Origin of the sequence: Hyphomonas sp. (assembly GCF_046313735.1) — a bacterium.
Taxonomy (GTDB): domain Bacteria; phylum Pseudomonadota; class Alphaproteobacteria; order Caulobacterales; family Hyphomonadaceae; genus Hyphomonas.
Genome location: NZ_JBKBXW010000040.1, coordinates 1 through 14,863, shown reverse-complemented (window position 1 = coordinate 14,863; position 14,863 = coordinate 1). Strand labels below are relative to the sequence as shown.

General features: G+C 66.0%; 15 protein-coding genes, 1 tRNA gene and 1 pseudogene. 9 read left to right on the top strand and 8 right to left on the bottom strand.

The window, feature by feature from the left end:
• Positions 1 to 150: 150 nt before the first annotated feature.
• The gene (locus tag ACK4SV_RS15410) at positions 151 to 735 is read left to right on the top strand and encodes a hypothetical protein (RefSeq protein ID WP_409918734.1); all 585 of its coding nucleotides are present in this window, start codon (positions 151 to 153) and stop codon (positions 733 to 735) included.
• A gap of 5 nt (positions 736 to 740) precedes the next feature.
• Here ACK4SV_RS15410 and hisE read toward each other — a convergent pair whose 3' ends face one another.
• Together hisE and ACK4SV_RS15400 are read right to left on the bottom strand one after the other, a co-directional pair.
• Complete coding sequence (gene hisE / locus ACK4SV_RS15405; RefSeq protein ID WP_409918733.1) at positions 741 to 1,103, bottom strand: phosphoribosyl-ATP diphosphatase; 363 nt, start codon at positions 1,101 to 1,103, stop codon at positions 741 to 743.
• 6 nt (positions 1,104 to 1,109) lie between these two features.
• Positions 1,110 to 2,351, bottom strand: coding sequence for an argininosuccinate synthase (locus ACK4SV_RS15400; protein WP_409918732.1), 1,242 nt, complete (start codon positions 2,349 to 2,351; stop codon positions 1,110 to 1,112).
• A 180-nt stretch (positions 2,352 to 2,531) separates the two neighbouring features.
• Here ACK4SV_RS15400 and ACK4SV_RS15395 point away from each other — a divergent pair, with 180 nt between their 5' ends.
• From ACK4SV_RS15395 to ACK4SV_RS15385, 3 genes are read left to right on the top strand one after another with little or no spacing between them, the layout of a single operon-like run.
• The gene (locus ACK4SV_RS15395) at positions 2,532 to 4,514 is read left to right on the top strand and encodes a hypothetical protein (protein ID WP_409918731.1); all 1,983 of its coding nucleotides are present in this window, start codon (positions 2,532 to 2,534) and stop codon (positions 4,512 to 4,514) included.
• A 16-nt stretch (positions 4,515 to 4,530) separates the two neighbouring features.
• Positions 4,531 to 4,875 (top strand): DUF952 domain-containing protein, encoded by a 345-nt coding sequence (locus tag ACK4SV_RS15390; protein WP_409918730.1) that lies wholly within the window; start codon positions 4,531 to 4,533, stop codon positions 4,873 to 4,875.
• Positions 4,872 to 5,921 (top strand): quinone-dependent dihydroorotate dehydrogenase, encoded by a 1,050-nt coding sequence (locus ACK4SV_RS15385; protein WP_409918729.1) that lies wholly within the window; start codon positions 4,872 to 4,874, stop codon positions 5,919 to 5,921. Before ACK4SV_RS15390 ends, ACK4SV_RS15385 begins: the two co-directional genes overlap by 4 nt.
• Before the next feature lie 12 nt (positions 5,922 to 5,933).
• Here the strand turns inward: ACK4SV_RS15385 and ACK4SV_RS15380 are convergent, their stop codons facing one another.
• On the bottom strand, positions 5,934 to 7,034 hold the full coding sequence (locus tag ACK4SV_RS15380) for a Zn-dependent alcohol dehydrogenase (RefSeq protein ID WP_409918728.1): 1,101 nt from the start codon (positions 7,032 to 7,034) through the stop codon (positions 5,934 to 5,936).
• A gap of 92 nt (positions 7,035 to 7,126) precedes the next feature.
• A complete protein-coding gene (locus ACK4SV_RS15375; RefSeq protein WP_409918727.1) occupies positions 7,127 to 7,942 on the bottom strand; it encodes a helix-turn-helix domain-containing protein in 816 nt (271 codons plus the stop codon).
• Between the two features lie 138 nt (positions 7,943 to 8,080).
• On the opposite strand from ACK4SV_RS15375, the gene ACK4SV_RS15370 reads away from it, so the two are divergent.
• Positions 8,081 to 8,485, top strand: coding sequence for a hypothetical protein (locus tag ACK4SV_RS15370; RefSeq protein ID WP_409918726.1), 405 nt, complete (start codon positions 8,081 to 8,083; stop codon positions 8,483 to 8,485).
• 7 nt (positions 8,486 to 8,492) lie between these two features.
• Here the strand turns inward: ACK4SV_RS15370 and ACK4SV_RS15365 are convergent, their stop codons facing one another.
• Genes ACK4SV_RS15365 through gluQRS form a run of 3 tightly spaced genes read right to left on the bottom strand, consistent with a single transcriptional unit; the run spans position 8,493 to position 11,916 of the window.
• Positions 8,493 to 10,082: an alkaline phosphatase gene (locus ACK4SV_RS15365; RefSeq protein ID WP_409918725.1), complete on the bottom strand. Its 1,590-nt coding sequence runs from the start codon at positions 10,080 to 10,082 to the stop codon at positions 8,493 to 8,495.
• A gap of 50 nt (positions 10,083 to 10,132) precedes the next feature.
• The gene (locus ACK4SV_RS15360) at positions 10,133 to 11,074 is read right to left on the bottom strand and encodes a DMT family transporter (RefSeq protein ID WP_409918724.1); all 942 of its coding nucleotides are present in this window, start codon (positions 11,072 to 11,074) and stop codon (positions 10,133 to 10,135) included.
• Positions 11,071 to 11,916, bottom strand: coding sequence for a tRNA glutamyl-Q(34) synthetase GluQRS (gluQRS, locus tag ACK4SV_RS15355; protein WP_409918723.1), 846 nt, complete (start codon positions 11,914 to 11,916; stop codon positions 11,071 to 11,073). The genes ACK4SV_RS15360 and gluQRS overlap by 4 nt, the downstream gene beginning before the upstream one ends.
• Before the next feature lie 79 nt (positions 11,917 to 11,995).
• Here gluQRS and ACK4SV_RS15350 point away from each other — a divergent pair, with 79 nt between their 5' ends.
• On the top strand, positions 11,996 to 13,057 hold the full coding sequence (locus ACK4SV_RS15350; protein ID WP_409918722.1) for a hypothetical protein: 1,062 nt from the start codon (positions 11,996 to 11,998) through the stop codon (positions 13,055 to 13,057).
• A gap of 146 nt (positions 13,058 to 13,203) precedes the next feature.
• Here the strand turns inward: ACK4SV_RS15350 and msrA are convergent, their stop codons facing one another.
• The gene (gene msrA / locus ACK4SV_RS15345; RefSeq protein WP_409918721.1) at positions 13,204 to 13,857 is read right to left on the bottom strand and encodes a peptide-methionine (S)-S-oxide reductase MsrA; all 654 of its coding nucleotides are present in this window, start codon (positions 13,855 to 13,857) and stop codon (positions 13,204 to 13,206) included.
• 140 nt (positions 13,858 to 13,997) lie between these two features.
• On the opposite strand from msrA, the gene ACK4SV_RS15340 reads away from it, so the two are divergent.
• From ACK4SV_RS15340 to ACK4SV_RS15330, 3 genes and pseudogenes are all read left to right on the top strand, one after another.
• A tRNA-Ser gene (locus ACK4SV_RS15340) sits at positions 13,998 to 14,087 on the top strand.
• Positions 14,088 to 14,325: 238 nt separating this feature from the next.
• Positions 14,326 to 14,451 carry a hypothetical protein gene (locus tag ACK4SV_RS15335; protein WP_409918720.1) on the top strand — a complete coding sequence of 42 codons (126 nt, stop codon included), beginning with the start codon at positions 14,326 to 14,328 and terminating at the stop codon, positions 14,449 to 14,451.
• A gap of 111 nt (positions 14,452 to 14,562) precedes the next feature.
• A pseudogene (locus tag ACK4SV_RS15330) lies at positions 14,563 to 14,863 on the top strand (transposase); the annotation flags it as partial.

The window sequence follows — 14,863 nt, the reverse complement described above, 5'->3', positions numbered from 1 at the left end:
GCAGCAAATATCCGGGACCTAGAAAGCAAGTGAATACAGGGCAAAGCATCGCTCCCGCCCTCCGCCCCGGATCAAATCCGGGCCGGAGCCCGGACGGCGATGGCAGAAATCCAATCCGACCCAGTTCCCGCCCGGCCTATACTCCCCGCCATGTCATCGCAGGCCCATCCCCGGCCGGACCTCTGGTCCCGCATCGCGCAGCTCATCGCCGCGCTTGGCCAGCTGCTGCGCGCCGCCGGGCCGGAGGGCTTTGCCGCCATTGCACTTGAAGCCCGCGCGCATCTCGCCGCCGCCGCTGCGCTCGTGCGCCGCTACATCCATGTCCTCGCCGCAGACATCGCGCTGCCTCCGTTACCGGAAGCTCGCCCCGGCGCGCCGCGTGATGCCGGGCGCACCCGTCCGGGCGAGGCGCCGCTGACCCTCACTGAACCCGTCCTGCCGCCCCTCCGGCGGCCCCGCTGCGCCACGCCAGCAGACCCCGATCCCCCCGCGCTCCACTGGGCGCTCATCATGGCCGCGCTCGCCCGCCTCACCGCAATCATGGCCGACCCCGCCCGCCATGCCCGCCGCCTCGCCCTGAGCCAGCGCCGCACATCCCTCATCCGCCTGCGCGACCTGCCCCTCCGCAGCGCGCATCTCCGCCGCCTGCCCGCCCCAATTGACGCGCTGATGCTGCGCCTCGACCGTCTCGCGAGGCCAGAGGCCTGGGCGGGCATTCCGCCCGATACATCGTAGACGGATCAATCCGGCTTGCGCGCGGCCTTCTCGGCAAGGCCGGACGTACCCTGACGGTTTTCCAGCATTTCGGCGACCGCATCCAGCGGCACGCCCCGTGCGCGCAGGGCCACGAGGATATGGAAGAACAGGTCCGCCGCTTCGCTCGCCACCCGTTCGTCGCTTTCGCGGCGCACGGCTTCGGCCAGTTCGGCGCCTTCCTCGGCTACCTTGGCGGCCGCCGCATCCGGGCCGCGCGAGAGCAGCCGCGCCGTCCAGCTCGTCCCGGCATCGCCCTCCAGCGCGCGGGCATCTATGATGCCCGCAAGGTGCGCCAGCGCCGCAAGCAGACGCTCAGGCTCGGACAGGGGAGGGCGGCCTGCGCTCATCGCCGGTCAGTTCTTTCCGTATTTCCGGTCGCGGCCCGCAAGCAGGCGCAGGCGCAGCGCGTTCAGCTTGATGAAGCCCTCGGCATCCTTCTGGTCATAGGCGCCATGGTCATCCTCGAAGGTCACGATTTTTTCCGAATACAGACTATAGGGCGAAGACCGGCCCACCAGATGCGCCGACCCCTTATAGAGTTTCAGGCGAACCTCGCCGGTGACGAAACGCTGCGAATGGTCAATCGCCGCCTGCAGCATCTCCCGCTCCGGGCTCCACCAGAAGCCATTATAGATGAGCTCGGCATATTTCGGCATCAGCTCATCCTTCAGGTGCGCTGCGCCCCGGTCCAGCGTGGCCTGTTCGATGCCCCGGTGGGCGATCAGCAGCAGCGTGCCGCCCGGCGTTTCATACATGCCGCGCGATTTCATGCCGACAAACCGGTTCTCGAGCAGGTCCAGCCGGCCAACGCCGTGCCGCCCGCCAATCTCGTTCAGCTTTGTCAGCAGCGCCGCCGGCGACAGCGCCTCGCCATTCACGGCAATCGCATCGCCCTTCTCGAAGGCGATGGTGATGTATTCCGGCGTGTCCGGCGCATCCTCCGGATTGACCGTACGCTGATAAACGAAGTCCGGGCATTCCACCGCCGGATCTTCCAGCGCCTTCCCTTCGGACGAGGTGTGCAGGAGGTTTGCGTCCACAGAGAAGGGTGCTTCGCCGCGCTTGTCCCTGGCAATCGGGATGCCGTGCTGTTCGGCAAAGGCGATAAGGTCCGACCGGGATTTGAAGCTCCAGTCGCGCCAGGGGGCGATCACGCGAATGTCCGGGTTCAGGCCGTAATAGCCAAGCTCGAAGCGGACCTGGTCATTCCCCTTGCCGGTCGCCCCATGGCAAACGGCATCGGCGCCGACCATATCGGCAATCTCGATCTGGCGCTTGGCAATCAGCGGCCGGGCAATCGAGGTGCCGAGCAGGTAGACGCCCTCATAAAGGGCGTTCGCGCGGAACATCGGGAAGACGAAGTCGCGCACGAATTCTTCGCGCACATCCTCGATGAAGATGTTCTCCGGCTTGATGCCGAGCTTCAGGGCCTTTTCCCGGGCGGGCTCCAGTTCCTCGCCCTGGCCGAGATCAGCCGTGAAGGTGACAACCTCGGCGCCGAATTCGGTCTGCAGCCATTTCAGGATGATCGAGGTGTCGAGCCCGCCGGAATAGGCAAGCACGACCTTTTTCGGGGCAGGGCGGGTCTTGGACATGGGAATCTGGCGGTCTTTCTGGCGCAGGAAACGGGATGTGTTGCCATAAAGTCCCGCATCCGCCCTGACAAGGCGCCGCCTTACAAGGAATATTATGGTTTGAGTGTCAGGAGGACGATATAGTAAAGAGGTTAACGGGGCGGGGCAGGATGTTCACCGTCCGTGTAGAGGAACTGGGCCATGCTGGATGAGCGCGCGTCGATCCCGGAATGTGCGGCGGATGCGCATTTCCGTTCGCGGCTGAAGTCGCGCGACGGTGTGCGGCCGCAATCGACCCTGGCCATTCTCGCCGGGCTGGACCCGAAAAAAGGCACGCCGGAAGCCCCGCGCGGGCCGGTGCGGATGACACCGGCAACCGTCGTGGCCCGCCCGGTGCGCCGCATGCCGGAGCCCCCGCGCCCTGTGGTGCGTCCTGTTGTGGCGCCTGCAGCTCAGCCGGTTGCCGCTGCAGCCGTGATCGCGCCGCAGGTCCGTGCGCCCGCGCCGCCTCCGCGTCCGGTTCCTGTGCCGGTGCCGGCTCCGGAGCCGCGCCACGAGGCGTATGAAGCGCCCACGCCCCGGGCGCCCGAAACCCGCTCCCCGCCGCCGGTCATCCAGCCTGAGCAGGCTGAACCCGAAGCCTCCGAGGACGTGTTCCTTGTCGAGCTGGAAGAAGACCGGCGCGGCATTGGCCCGCTTGCTTTTGCCGGTCTCGCGGTCGCCGGGCTCGCCGGCCTCGCCTATCTTGCGATCGACGAGGTCGCCTCGGGCCGCTTTGCGGCGCCCACGCCCTCGCCCGAAGGCGGCGCCCGGACGGAGAACAGCTTTGCCACGGCGGCAGCGTCTGCGGTCTCGGTGGCGGCCATTGATGCCGCCGCGCTTCCGGCCGAAACTGCGCCCACGCCGTGGTTCGATTATCGCGGCGCGGCGGATTTGCTGAAAGCCCGCATTGAGGCGTTCGAGGCAGCCGAGCGCGAAGCGGCCCGGGTGCTGGAGCTGGAAGCCGAACAGATCGCCGCCGCCGCCATCGCCGAAACCGAAGCCCGCCGTCTCGCCGCCGAAGCGGACCTCGCAACGGCCGGCGCGCGCGCCGAAGCGGCGGAGCGCGAACGCCTTGCCCGCGAAGAGGCAGACCGGATTGCCGCGCTCGAGACAGACCGCCTCGCCGCTGAGGAAGCCGCCGCCGCCGCCGCCCGGGCCGAAGCTGAGCGGGTCGCTGCCCTGGAGGCCGAACGCGCAGCGGCGCTTCTGGCAGAGCAGCAACGCCTTGCCGAAATCGAGGCCCGCCGCGCGGCCGATGCTGCCGCCCGCGCCGAAGCTGACCGGGCGGCCCGCGCTGCGGCGGCTGATGCCGAGGCTCGCCGCCTCGCAGACCTTGAGGCGCAACGCCAGGCCGCCGCCGCCGAAGAACGCCGCCTCGCTGCGCTGCGCGCGCAGGAAGCCGCCGATGCCGAGGCCCGGCGCCTCGCCGAGATCGAAGCCCGCCGCGCAGCGGACGCGGCAGAAGCCCGCCGTCTCGCTGAGCTTGAAGCGCAGAGACTCGCCGCTGCCGCTGCCGAAGCTGCTGCAACCGCAGAAGCGAGCCGCCGCGCGGCAACCCTCGCCGCTGCGGTCGTCTCGCCTGCAGAGGCGCGTCCGCCCGCCGCTCCGGCTGTGCCCCGCGGATCGGCGTCGCTGAAACCGGCGCGGCCCCAATTGGCGGCGCTTGTGACGGAGAATGTCAGCCCGGTGGTCCGCGAAGCGCCTGCTGCGCTGATTGCGCCGGAGCCGCAGGTTCGCCCGCTGCTCTCTGCGCCTCCGCAGGCCGAGCGCACAGTCGATGTTTTCCTCGGTGAACGGATTGAACGCACCTCGGCGTCCCCGCTCTCCGCCACGGCGCTTGCAGTCCTGAAAGCAGACCTGATTGCCATTATCGCGCTGGCCGAAGACGGCGCCGCGCGGTCCCTCATGACGCCCGATGGCCGGCGCCTTGAACTCCAGCTGGAACAGACTCGCGCGCCCAAGCCGGTCCAGCGCGCCTATGATGCGCAGCCAGATGTCAGTGTCCGGATCATGTGCCGCGATGTGTCCTATGCCCTGCCGGGGCAGGAACGCGGCCGTTTCGCCGCCTGCCGCACCGAAGCCGGAACCTGGGAAATGGCGCGGCCCGCGCTCGCCGCCGCCGCGCCCGCTCATGCCGGCTGAACCAGCGCGACCCGCAATGCAGCCTGTGCCCGTCTACAAACTCCTGACCGCGGCGGAATGGCAGGAAGCCGAAGCCATCGGTGTGACAGCAACCGCGCTGGACACAGCCGACGGCTATGTTCACCTCTCCGCAGCCGGACAATTGGCGGAAACCGCTCGGCGCCATTTTGCGGGGAAGGGGTCTGTCAGGCTGCTCCGGTTCGATGCATCTGCGCTGGATCACCTGCGCTGGGAGGCCTCGCGCAATGGCGAATTGTTCCCGCATGTCTATGGGCCGCTCAGGGTCTCGGATGCAGAGCTTTCGGTCTGGCTTGATCCGGGGCCGGACGGTGTTCTGCTCATCCCGGAGGATGTCGTATGATTGCTGCCGCCGGTGCCCGTCTTGTCCGCCTGTTGCCACCGGAAACGGCCCACACAGTCACGATCCGTATGCTGAGCAGAGGGCTCGGCGTACCGGCTCAGGCACCGGAGCTGCCAGTGTCCACAAGGGTGGTGATGTCCCGCTCGGGCCTGCGGCTCTGTTCGCCGGTCGGGCTTGCGGCGGGATTTGACAAGAATTGCGAAGTGCCCGCCGCGATGGCTCGGTTCGGCTTCGGCTTTGTCGAATGCGGAACAGTGACGCCGCGCGCGCAGGAGGGCAATCCGCGCCCGCGCCTGTTCCGGCTGACAGAAGACCGCGCGGTGATCAACCGGATGGGCTTCAACAATGAAGGGCTCGAGCCGTTTGCGGCCCGGCTCGCCTCCTTTTCTCGCCCCGTTCCGATCGGCGCGAACGTTGGCGCCAACAAGGACAGCGAAGACCGGATCGCGGATTATGTCACCGGCATCGAAGCCGTGGCGCCGTATGCGGACTATATCACGATCAACATTTCCTCGCCCAATACGCCGGGCTTGCGGGGTCTTCAGGACCGCGCCTCCCTGACGGCGCTTCTGGCGCGATGTGGCGCGGCTGACCGGCAGGGAAAGCCGGTATTCCTGAAAGTGGCGCCGGACCTGGATGAAGAGGCAGTGGCGGATATCTGCAGTGTGCTCGGGGCTGATGGCAGCTGGCTCAGCGGGCTGATCATTTCCAACACTACGCTGGCCCGCCCGGCAAGCCTGCGAAGCGAGGAAAAGTCGGAGGCTGGCGGGCTTTCCGGTGCGCCGCTTTTTCATCCGTCAACGGAAGTATTACGCCAGTTTGCCCGGCGCCTCGAGGGCGGATTTGACCTGATCGGCGCGGGCGGGATTGCCAGTGGCCGGGATGCTTATGTCAAAGTGCGCGCCGGCGCGTCTGCCGTGCAGCTTTATTCGATGCTCGTCTATGAAGGCCCCGGCCTTGCCGCGCGCATCGCCTGGGAGCTTTCCCGCTGTCTCGCCGAGGACGGATTTTCCGCCCTCGGAGAAGCAGTCGGCAAGGATCTGTGATCAGTCGACGGATCAGTTCAGGACAACAACCTGACGAGCGACAGAGCCCTTGTTATCCTTCAGGTTCTGCATCGCGGCCGTGATTCCGTCGAGGCCGATCCGGTCAGAAATCAGGTCATCGAGATGCAGTCGGCCCTGCTTGTAAAGGTCGATCAGGCGCGGGAAATCGACCCGGAACCGGTTCGATCCCATGACGGCGCCCTGAAGGCGTTTCTCGGTGACGAGCAGTTCGATCCCCGGAATCTCGATATTCACGCCGGGCGCAATCATGCCGATCACCGTGGCAACACCCCGTGGACGGAGCATATGATACGCCATTTCAGCCGTTTGTTTCGCGCCGACGCATTCAAAGGAATAATGCACGCCGCCGCGCGTCAACTCTTTCACCAGTTCGATGGCATTGACCTTGGACGGATTAACGACATCCGTTGCGCCAAAGCGTGTCGCCAGTTGCAGCTTCTGGTCCGACAGGTCCACTGCGATGATCCGGCTTGCCCCGGCAATCTGCGCGCCGTTGATTGCAGCGAGCCCAACGCCGCCGCAACCGATGACCGCAACGGTCGATCCCGGCTCGACCGCCGCCGAATGGAACACCGACCCGACCCCGGTAATCACGCCGCATCCGATCAGCGCTGCGCGGTCAAACGGCATGTCCTTGTCGATGGCGCACAGCGTGTTCTCGTGCACGAGGATCTGTTCGGCAAAGGAAGACAGGTTCAGGAACTGGCCGACTTTTTCGCCCTTGATCGACAGGCGCGGCGCTTCGGTCGGAACGCGCTGGAACTGGTCGCGGTTGACTGTGTGGCACACGGACATATGGCCCGTGAGGCAATATTCGCAGGTGCCGCAGAAGGGCGAGAGGATCGAGATGACATGGTCGCCCGGCTTCACAGCGGAGACCATCGAGCCGACTTCCTCCACGATGCCGGCGCTCTCATGCCCGAGGATGACGGGCAATTCCGCCGGGAATGCGCCATCCCAGAAATGGACATCGGAATGGCAGACCCCAATGGCTTTCAGCCGCACAAGCACTTCGCGCGGGCCGGGCTTGGAGATGGTCACCTCCTCGATCGACAGGGGCGCTTGCGGCGCCCGCATGACGGCAGCTTTCATGAGTATCCTCCCGGGGATTTGGCTTCTTGTGTTTCTGGTTGTGTTTCTGGGCGACAGCATCGCCCAAGGGCGCGGTTTTGGCCAGACTGACGTTAGGGGAGGGGATGGCCGGAGGCTTCGGCGGCGATTGCCCGGATGGCGGCTTTTGTTGCGTCATTGGCGGGGAAGAGGAGTTCGAGGCGAAGGTCGCGGACGGTCACATCCTCGCTGGTTCCGAACTGGGCGATGGCGGACAGGAAGCGAAGCTCGCCCGCCGGGGACCTGAGGATCAGGGGGAGGAGCGGACTGCGGGCTTGCGAGCCCGGAGATATTCCATGGCGCGCGCAGGCGGCATTGAGGGCTTCCATAAGGTCCTCGAGGACGGGATCGGCGGCTGCTTCGAGGGCTTCGAGGCGGATGCGGCCGTGCATTTCGGCGAGCATTTCGCCATAGTTTGCGATGGCGGCTTCTGCGGCTCCACTGGCCGTCAGGATGCGGATGAGATTGCTCTCTCCGCTGTCCGCTGTGAGCGACGAAAGCAGAAGCGCAGCAACCGGATTTGCGACCAGGAGGTTCCAGTGCCTGTCGCAGAGCAGTGCCGGGTACGGCGCGTGCCGGGCCATCATCTCGGAGAGCATCTCGCGAAATGGTCCGAGTACGTCCGATGTCAGCGGCGAGGCCGGAAAGAGCGCGGCGAAACCTGCTGCCTGCAACAGGGTGTTGCGCTCACCCAGCGGCAGGACAAGGCCCTCGGCGAGTTCAAGCACCATGTCCCGGCTGGGGCTCGCCCGGCCGGTCTCGAGGAAAGAGAGGTGGCGGGCGGAAATGTTGCAGGCGAGGGCAAGGTCAAGCTGGCTCATCCGGCGAGCGGTCCGGAAACGGCGGAGCAGGGCGGCAAATCGCGAAGGTTCGGGTGGAAGCCGGGTCATGGCGATGTTGATGCCAGCTGCAGAGAGCCGCGTCCATGACCTCTGAGGTAATTGATCCGATTACGTGCCGGCGCCAGTCTGATGGCTTCAGGCGCATCAAACGAGGAGTGGCACATGCACGGAATCTGGAAAACAACGATGACCCTGTGGTGCTGGTCGGTTGTTTTGTTCGGGGTGATCCTGATGTCGGGGAGTTTTCCGGCTACGGACGGACTGGTGCGGTGGCTTTATGAGGTGCTGGGCGGGCTTCCGCCCGGATCATTTGATCTTGAGGCGGCGGGCCTGCGATTCTCGGTCGCGCTGATGGGGGCGGTGACGCTGGGTTGGGGCGCAACGATACTGCTGCTCCTGCCCGCCATTCATGCGACCGGTGCGCCAGCCTGGCGGGGGCTGACGATTGCGCTGGTAATATGGTATGCCGTGGACGGAGCATTGTCCGTCGCGACGGGGTTTGCGCTGAACATCGTGCCCAACACAGTGCTCGCGACCACTTATCTCGTCCCGCTTCTCGCCAGCGGGGCTCTGAAGGCGCCCGGCCGCTGAGCGCCTACTATTCGTCCGCCTGCGGCGCTTTCACGAGGCCGAGGGCGCGGCCCATGACGTGGAAGATCTCGTTCTGCTCCAGCACGCCGGAGATAAGCGCGGCGCCGGGGCCTCGGGCAAGGATGGCGACATCTTCGCCCGCATGGGTTTCCGAACCCATCGGCACGAGGGCGGGTTGCTGGAAGTTCGGGGCGGTGGTGTCAATGCTCGTGAGATCCTGACGGGCGCAGTCGAGTGACGGGATGCCATCTGGGCCATCCTGGACGCGCCGGCAGGCGCCGGGGCCGTTGGCGTAGGAAAGCGTCGTGTACGGAAGGCCGTCGAGACCGGTCGACCCACCCTCGCCGCCGAGGCCGGAAACCGTCAGTCCAAGGATGGGATTTCCGCGCTGCGGATAGCCGGCAATCGTCAATGTGTGCGAATGGTCAGCAGTGACAATGATCAGTGTATCTTCGCCGCTTGTCATTTCCATCGCGGCCGCAATGGCGGCGTCGAAGGCGAGCGTGTCTTCCAGCGCGCGGATGGCATTGCCGCCATGATGGGCATGGTCGATCCGGCCGCCTTCGACCATCAGGATGAAGCCATCCTCATTGCGGGATAGGCGGGTGATGGCCGCGCGGGTCATGTCCGCGAGGGAAGGTTCGCCTGCCGGATCATTCTCGCGATCGAGTTCGAATTGCATGTGCGATGGCTCGAACAGGCCGAGGACGCGGAGATCGGAGTTGAAGTCGATCTTGTTGAAGCCCGCACTGTCGAAGATGTAGCGATGGTTCGGGGATTTCTCGGTCCACTCACGGGTCAGGTCGCGGCCGTCGGCGCGTTCCCCGGTCTGGTCTGGATATTCCGGGTCCGGAGTACCCGCGGGCAGGAATTTCGAGCGGCCGCCGCCGAGGGCGATGTCGAAATTGACCGGTGTCTCGATCAGCTGGCGGGCAATATCGCGGCAGGTGTCAGAGGCGGCGCCGCGCATGTTGGCGTCGCTCTCCCAATCCCTGTGCGGAATACTTGCAAAGGTGGCGGCGGGTGTTGCGTGGGTGATGCGGGTGGTGGTGACGACGCCGGTCGAGAGGCCGGCGCGGGCGGCCATCTCGAACAGGGAGAGGGTTTCATTGCCGGGCAGGGTGGCGCAATTGCCGAGCATCGCTTCGCTCGTCACGCCGAGGACGCCGGAACGGGTTTTGACGCCCGTGGTCATCGCGGTGGCGGTGGCGGCGGAATCGGAGACCTGGAAATTGTGGCTATAAGTGCGCGACAAACCTGCCCAGGGGAGGGTGTCCATCGCCAGCTGATAGCTCTCGCCGTCGATGCCAAGCGACTGGCCGGCATAGATGCGGGCAGCGGTGATGGTTGAAATGCCCATGCCGTCGCCGACGAACAGGATGACATTCTTCGCCGGGCTGAGTCCCCGGGCGGTGGCTCTTGCGTCAACAGCGGTAGCGGCGGTGGTAAAGTAAGGGTCTTCGGCCTGAACCGGTAGGGAAGGGGTGCGCGCGGCAAAGCCGAGGTTCGTGGGCTCGCTTGCGGGCTGGTAGGCAACAGTGGCGCAGGCAGCGGCGAGGGCGCCGAGGGAAACGAGCGCGGCGAGGGTCATACGCATGGGGGACCTCCGGGGGAATCAGGCTTCGGGGTAGTCCCGCCTTACCCCATTCATGTGACGGTTACGAGACCGGAGCGACCCGGACGGGGCTTTCCCTGCTGGGAGAGCCAGACGGCGATGAGAATCACGCCGGCACCGGCAGCCTGGATCGCGGTGAGGGGTTCTGCGAAAGCGTGCCACGCAATGGCGGCGGCGACGACCGGCTGGGCAAGGACAAGGATTCCGGCCACAGCCGTGTTCGTGCTGCCGAGGCCGGTGATGATCAGGCCTTGCCCGGCGACCTGGACAATCAGTGTCAGGAGCAGTGGCATCAGGAAGCCGGAAGCGCTGGCGGGAAAGAGGTTTTCACCGGCGATGAACACGATCGGCAAAGCGACCGCTGCTTCGACGACGCTGAGCCAGAACATCGCCTCGATCCCGCCCAGGCTGCGGCGGGCGAGTTTGGAAAACAGCATGTAGCCCGCGATGAAGCCGGCGGCGATGAAAGCCAGAAGATCACCCTTAAGTGCCCCGCCGGAAAGGCCGGGGCCTCCGAGGGAGAGGGCGGCGGCGCCGAGAATGGCGAGGCCAGCGGCCCAGAACCAGGTCATGCCCGGGCGTTCCTTCAGGAACAGCCAGGCGGCAAGCCCGACGCCGGCATTGCCGAGATTGACGATGAAGGTGGCATTCGAAACGCTGGTGAGCGTCAGCGCCCAGTGCCAGAGGGCCATATCGAAGGTGAAGAAGATGCCCGCGAGGATGATGGCGGCATTTGGCCGGGCGGGAAGGCGCCGCTGGGCGAGAAGGACCAGCGGGAACAGGATCGGAATCGCAAAGAGATACCGCCAGAAGGCAATGGCCTGGGCCCCAAGCTCATCGAGGCCAAGGCGAAGGCCGATGGGCGCAAAACCGAGCGCGGCGCCGCCGGTGAGTACCATAAGTGGACCCAGCCAGGCGCGCCCCGCCGGGGCGGGCAGAGGGGAGGGGTCTGCGGCGGGGGATGTAGCGGTCATGCGGGCGCCGTCATGGCGCGGATATCGCCGGCTGTCATCCCGGCGCCGCGATATTCGGCGAGGCTTTTTGCAGCATGGCTTTTCGACAGTTTCTTCCCGTCCGGCCCCATCAGCAGCGGATGGAAGCTGTAAACAGGGGCTGGCCAGCCCATCAGCGCCTGCAGCAGGGCGTGGATGGCGGTCACCACGCGCAGGTCCTCGCCCCGCACGACATGGGTGACGCCCTGCAGCGCATCATCATGGCAGCAGGCGAGGTGATAGCTGGCCGGCGTATCCTTGCGGGCGAGGACAACATCGCCAAAAGGGGCGGGATCGGCGCGCACTGCGGCGAGCCGGCCATTCCTCTCCTCAAGATAGGTCAGGGCACAGTAACGAGGCCCCAGCGCCTCCCGCGCTGCGGCCAGCGACAGGCGCCAGGCGAAGGGCGCCCCCCGGCTGAGACGTTCAGCCTCCTCGGCGGGTTTCAGGGGCCTGCCGGTAAAGCCGCCTTCGGCCGGATCGGCCCCGGCGGGCAGGCAGGCGACCAGTTCGCGCCGGGTGCGGAAACAGCGATAGATCAGCCCGCGCGCCTCAAGCTGCGCCAGAACGGCGGCATAATCGGCAAAGTGTTCGGACTGGCGCCGCACCGGCCCGTGCCAGCGATGGCCGAGCCAGGCGAGGTCTTCCAGGATCGCTGTTTCGTATTCGGGGCGGCAGCGGGTCTGGTCGATATCTTCTATTCGCAGCAGCACCCGCCCGCCTGCCTTGCCGGCCGCATCCCAGACCGACGCCGCCGACAGGGCGTGTCCAAGGTGCAGGCGGCCTGTCGGCGAAGGGGCAAAACGCGTCAAATATTCCGGCATGACGGGCCAAAACAGCCTTTCCCTGTTGCCATAAGCGTGCCGGAAACGTATCGCCAATCGGGAGTAGAGGTAAACTCTGATGTCTATCCCCGGCTGGGCCCAAAGCGCGGAAAACTGGCTGAGAGCGAACCTGCCGGGTTCAGAATGGCTGGCCCTGGCAGGGGCGGCTGTCTGCGCCATCGCGTTCGTTTTCCTGTTTGTGCTGTTCGCGCGCCGCGCGGGGCTGGCGCTGGCCAGCCTCGGCGAAGCCTCGCGCGCCCGTGCGGCCAAGGCCAGCAAGGCGCCGGGCTTCCGGCTGATGATCTGCCCGCCGCCCGGCAAGCGCAAGATTGGCAACTGGATCAACGCCTCGCTGCGCGAGCATCTTCCGGTGTTCAGCTTCGGCGCGCCGTTCAGCGTGGTCGGCCTTGGCGCCATGCGCGGCGGGCTGGAAACGAAAACCGTCAAACGCGCCCGCCAGCTGATGCGGCTGGCCGATGCGGACCTGTTCGTCTGGTCGGCCGTGGAAGGGCGCGGCGAAACCGGGCTGGAGCTGTATGGCCTCAGCCGGGGCGGCGGGCTTTCGGCCGCCGAGGCGCGCCTGTTCACGATTGCCCTGCCAGCCAGCCGCAAGACCCATAATGATGTCCTCGCCCGGGCCATGGTTTACCTTCTGGCCAAGCAGCTTCAGCCGGCGCTGAGCGATCCGCAGGCCTTCCGGGCCGAGAAGATCCAGCTGCTGGCCGCAGAGCTTGGCCGCGTGCTGGACGGCCAGCCGGCGGTTTCGCAGCGCCTGCGCAGCGAGATCGAGGCGGATTTCTGCGCCTCGGGCGTGCGCGTGGCCGAGGATCTGGGCGACCTGACGGCGCTGAACCAGGTGATCGTGATGCGCCGCCAGCATCTGGAAGCCGCGAGCGCCGCTGCCGATACCGGCCTGATCATCCAGGCACGGCTCGACCTTGGCCGGGCGCTGATCGTGCGGGCCGAGCGCCAGTTCGACCAGAACCTTGTGCGCGAGGCGATCCTGCAACTGTCGCAGGCGGTCGAAGGCCTGCGCGCCGATGCGGCCATCGTGCGGGCGCAGGCGGCGTCTGACGCGCTGTTCAAGGCCCAGTCGATGATCGAATCGCGCAAGCGGTTTTCGCTGAACTTCGGCTCGTAAGGCCGGGCAGCGGGCCAACCCCCAAACTCAACTTCATGTTATCCCGGCGAATGCCGGGACCCAGAAAAAATGCTTTCAAATCTGGGTCCCGGCCTGCGCCGGTACGACATGTGCCGGGGCTAAAGGGCTGCAGGGATGGCTGGGTTTCAGCCCGCCGGGACAGGGGGCAGGGGGCAGCTGACGCCCGTTCCGCCGATGCCGCAATAGCCGTTCGGGTTCTTGGCGAGGTATTGCTGGTGGTAGTCCTCGGCGAGGTAGGCGACGTCCAGCGGCTTCACCTCGGTCGTCACCTTCGCGCGGTGGCCGGCGGCGGCAAGGGCGGCCTCATAATCGGCGATCATCTGCGCGGCGGTCGCGGCCTGCTCGCCCGAGATGGTGTAGATTGCCGAGCGGTACTGCGTGCCCACATCATTGCCCTGGCGCATCCCCTGCGTCGGGTCGTGGCTTTCGAGGAACAGCTTCACGAGCGCCGCGAAGCTCACTTCGCGCGGGTCGAACTGGACCTCCACGATCTCGGTATGGCCCGTGCGGCCCGAGCAGACCTCCTCATAGGTCGGGTTGGGCGTGATGCCGCCAGCATAGCCCACCCGCGTCAGCCAGACGCCCGGCGTCTGCCAGAAGACGCGCTCGGCGCCCCAGAAACAGCCAAGGCCGAACACCGCCGTCTCGAAGCCCTCCGGCGGGGCCGCTTCCAGCGCCCGGCCGGTGACGTAATGGACCGCGGCGGTCGGGATTGGCTGGGGCCGGCCCTTCAGGGCGGTTTCGGGCGTCGGCAGGTCGGCGGCTTTCTTGAAGAACATGGGCGGGCCTCATCGGATAGGCTGGGGCAAGGGCGATTCTGGCGGCAGATATGGGCCTTCCTGCGATTTGCGGCAATCACATGCTTGCGAGCGGGCGGGTCATCCGGTATCTCCCGCGGCTTCTGCCCGATGGTGGATACGGAGAGGTGGCCGAGTGGTCGAAGGCGCACGCCTGGAAAGTGTGTAGACGGGAGACCGTCTCCAGGGTTCGAATCCCTGTCTCTCCGCCACATTCAGATACAGAATCCGTCCAAGGGCCCCGATTGGGGCCTTTTTTCTTTCTGTTTCAAAGGGCGTTGGCAGGGCTGTCTGCCCTTCGGAGACTGGGCGCTTGACGCGGACTGGGTCTCCGAATGGCCTGCGTCTCTCTTCGAGCGCCCCTCGATGGTCCCGGGACGGTGCAAAACATCCTCTCATTTCCAGTGGGTTACAGCGCTGACGGGGTCGTCCCGTTCGCGAGATAATCCGGTGACGGAGACCGACACGAAGGTGCAGGGCGGTCAGAAGGACGGCTCCGTGGCGGCCGATCACCAGGCCTTGGCGCTGGTGCATGGGGCCGACGACAGCACCGAAATCCCTGCCGGAAGTCTCTGATGACAAACAGACTTCGCGCCCATAGCCTCGCGCAGTGTCGAACGGTCCTGACCCAGCCCCCGGCATTCCGGCCATGAATTTGCAGACTCTCTCGATCAGAGAGGATGACACATGCGCAAGAGCAGATTTTCAGACGAGCAGATCATTGCGATGATCCGGGAGCACGAGAGCGGCGTGAAGACGGCAGACATTTGCCGCAAGTACGGGCTTTCGGATGCGACGTTTTACAAGCTGAAGGCCAAATTTGGCGGGATGACAGTGTCGGACGCCCAGCGGCTGCGGACGCTGGAGGCCGAGAACGGCAAGCTGAAGCGCCTGCTGGCCGAGGCGATGCTGGACAATGCGGCGCTGAAGGATCTTGCCTCAAAAAACTTCTGACGCCCGATGTCAAACGCAAGGCCGTGCAGCACCT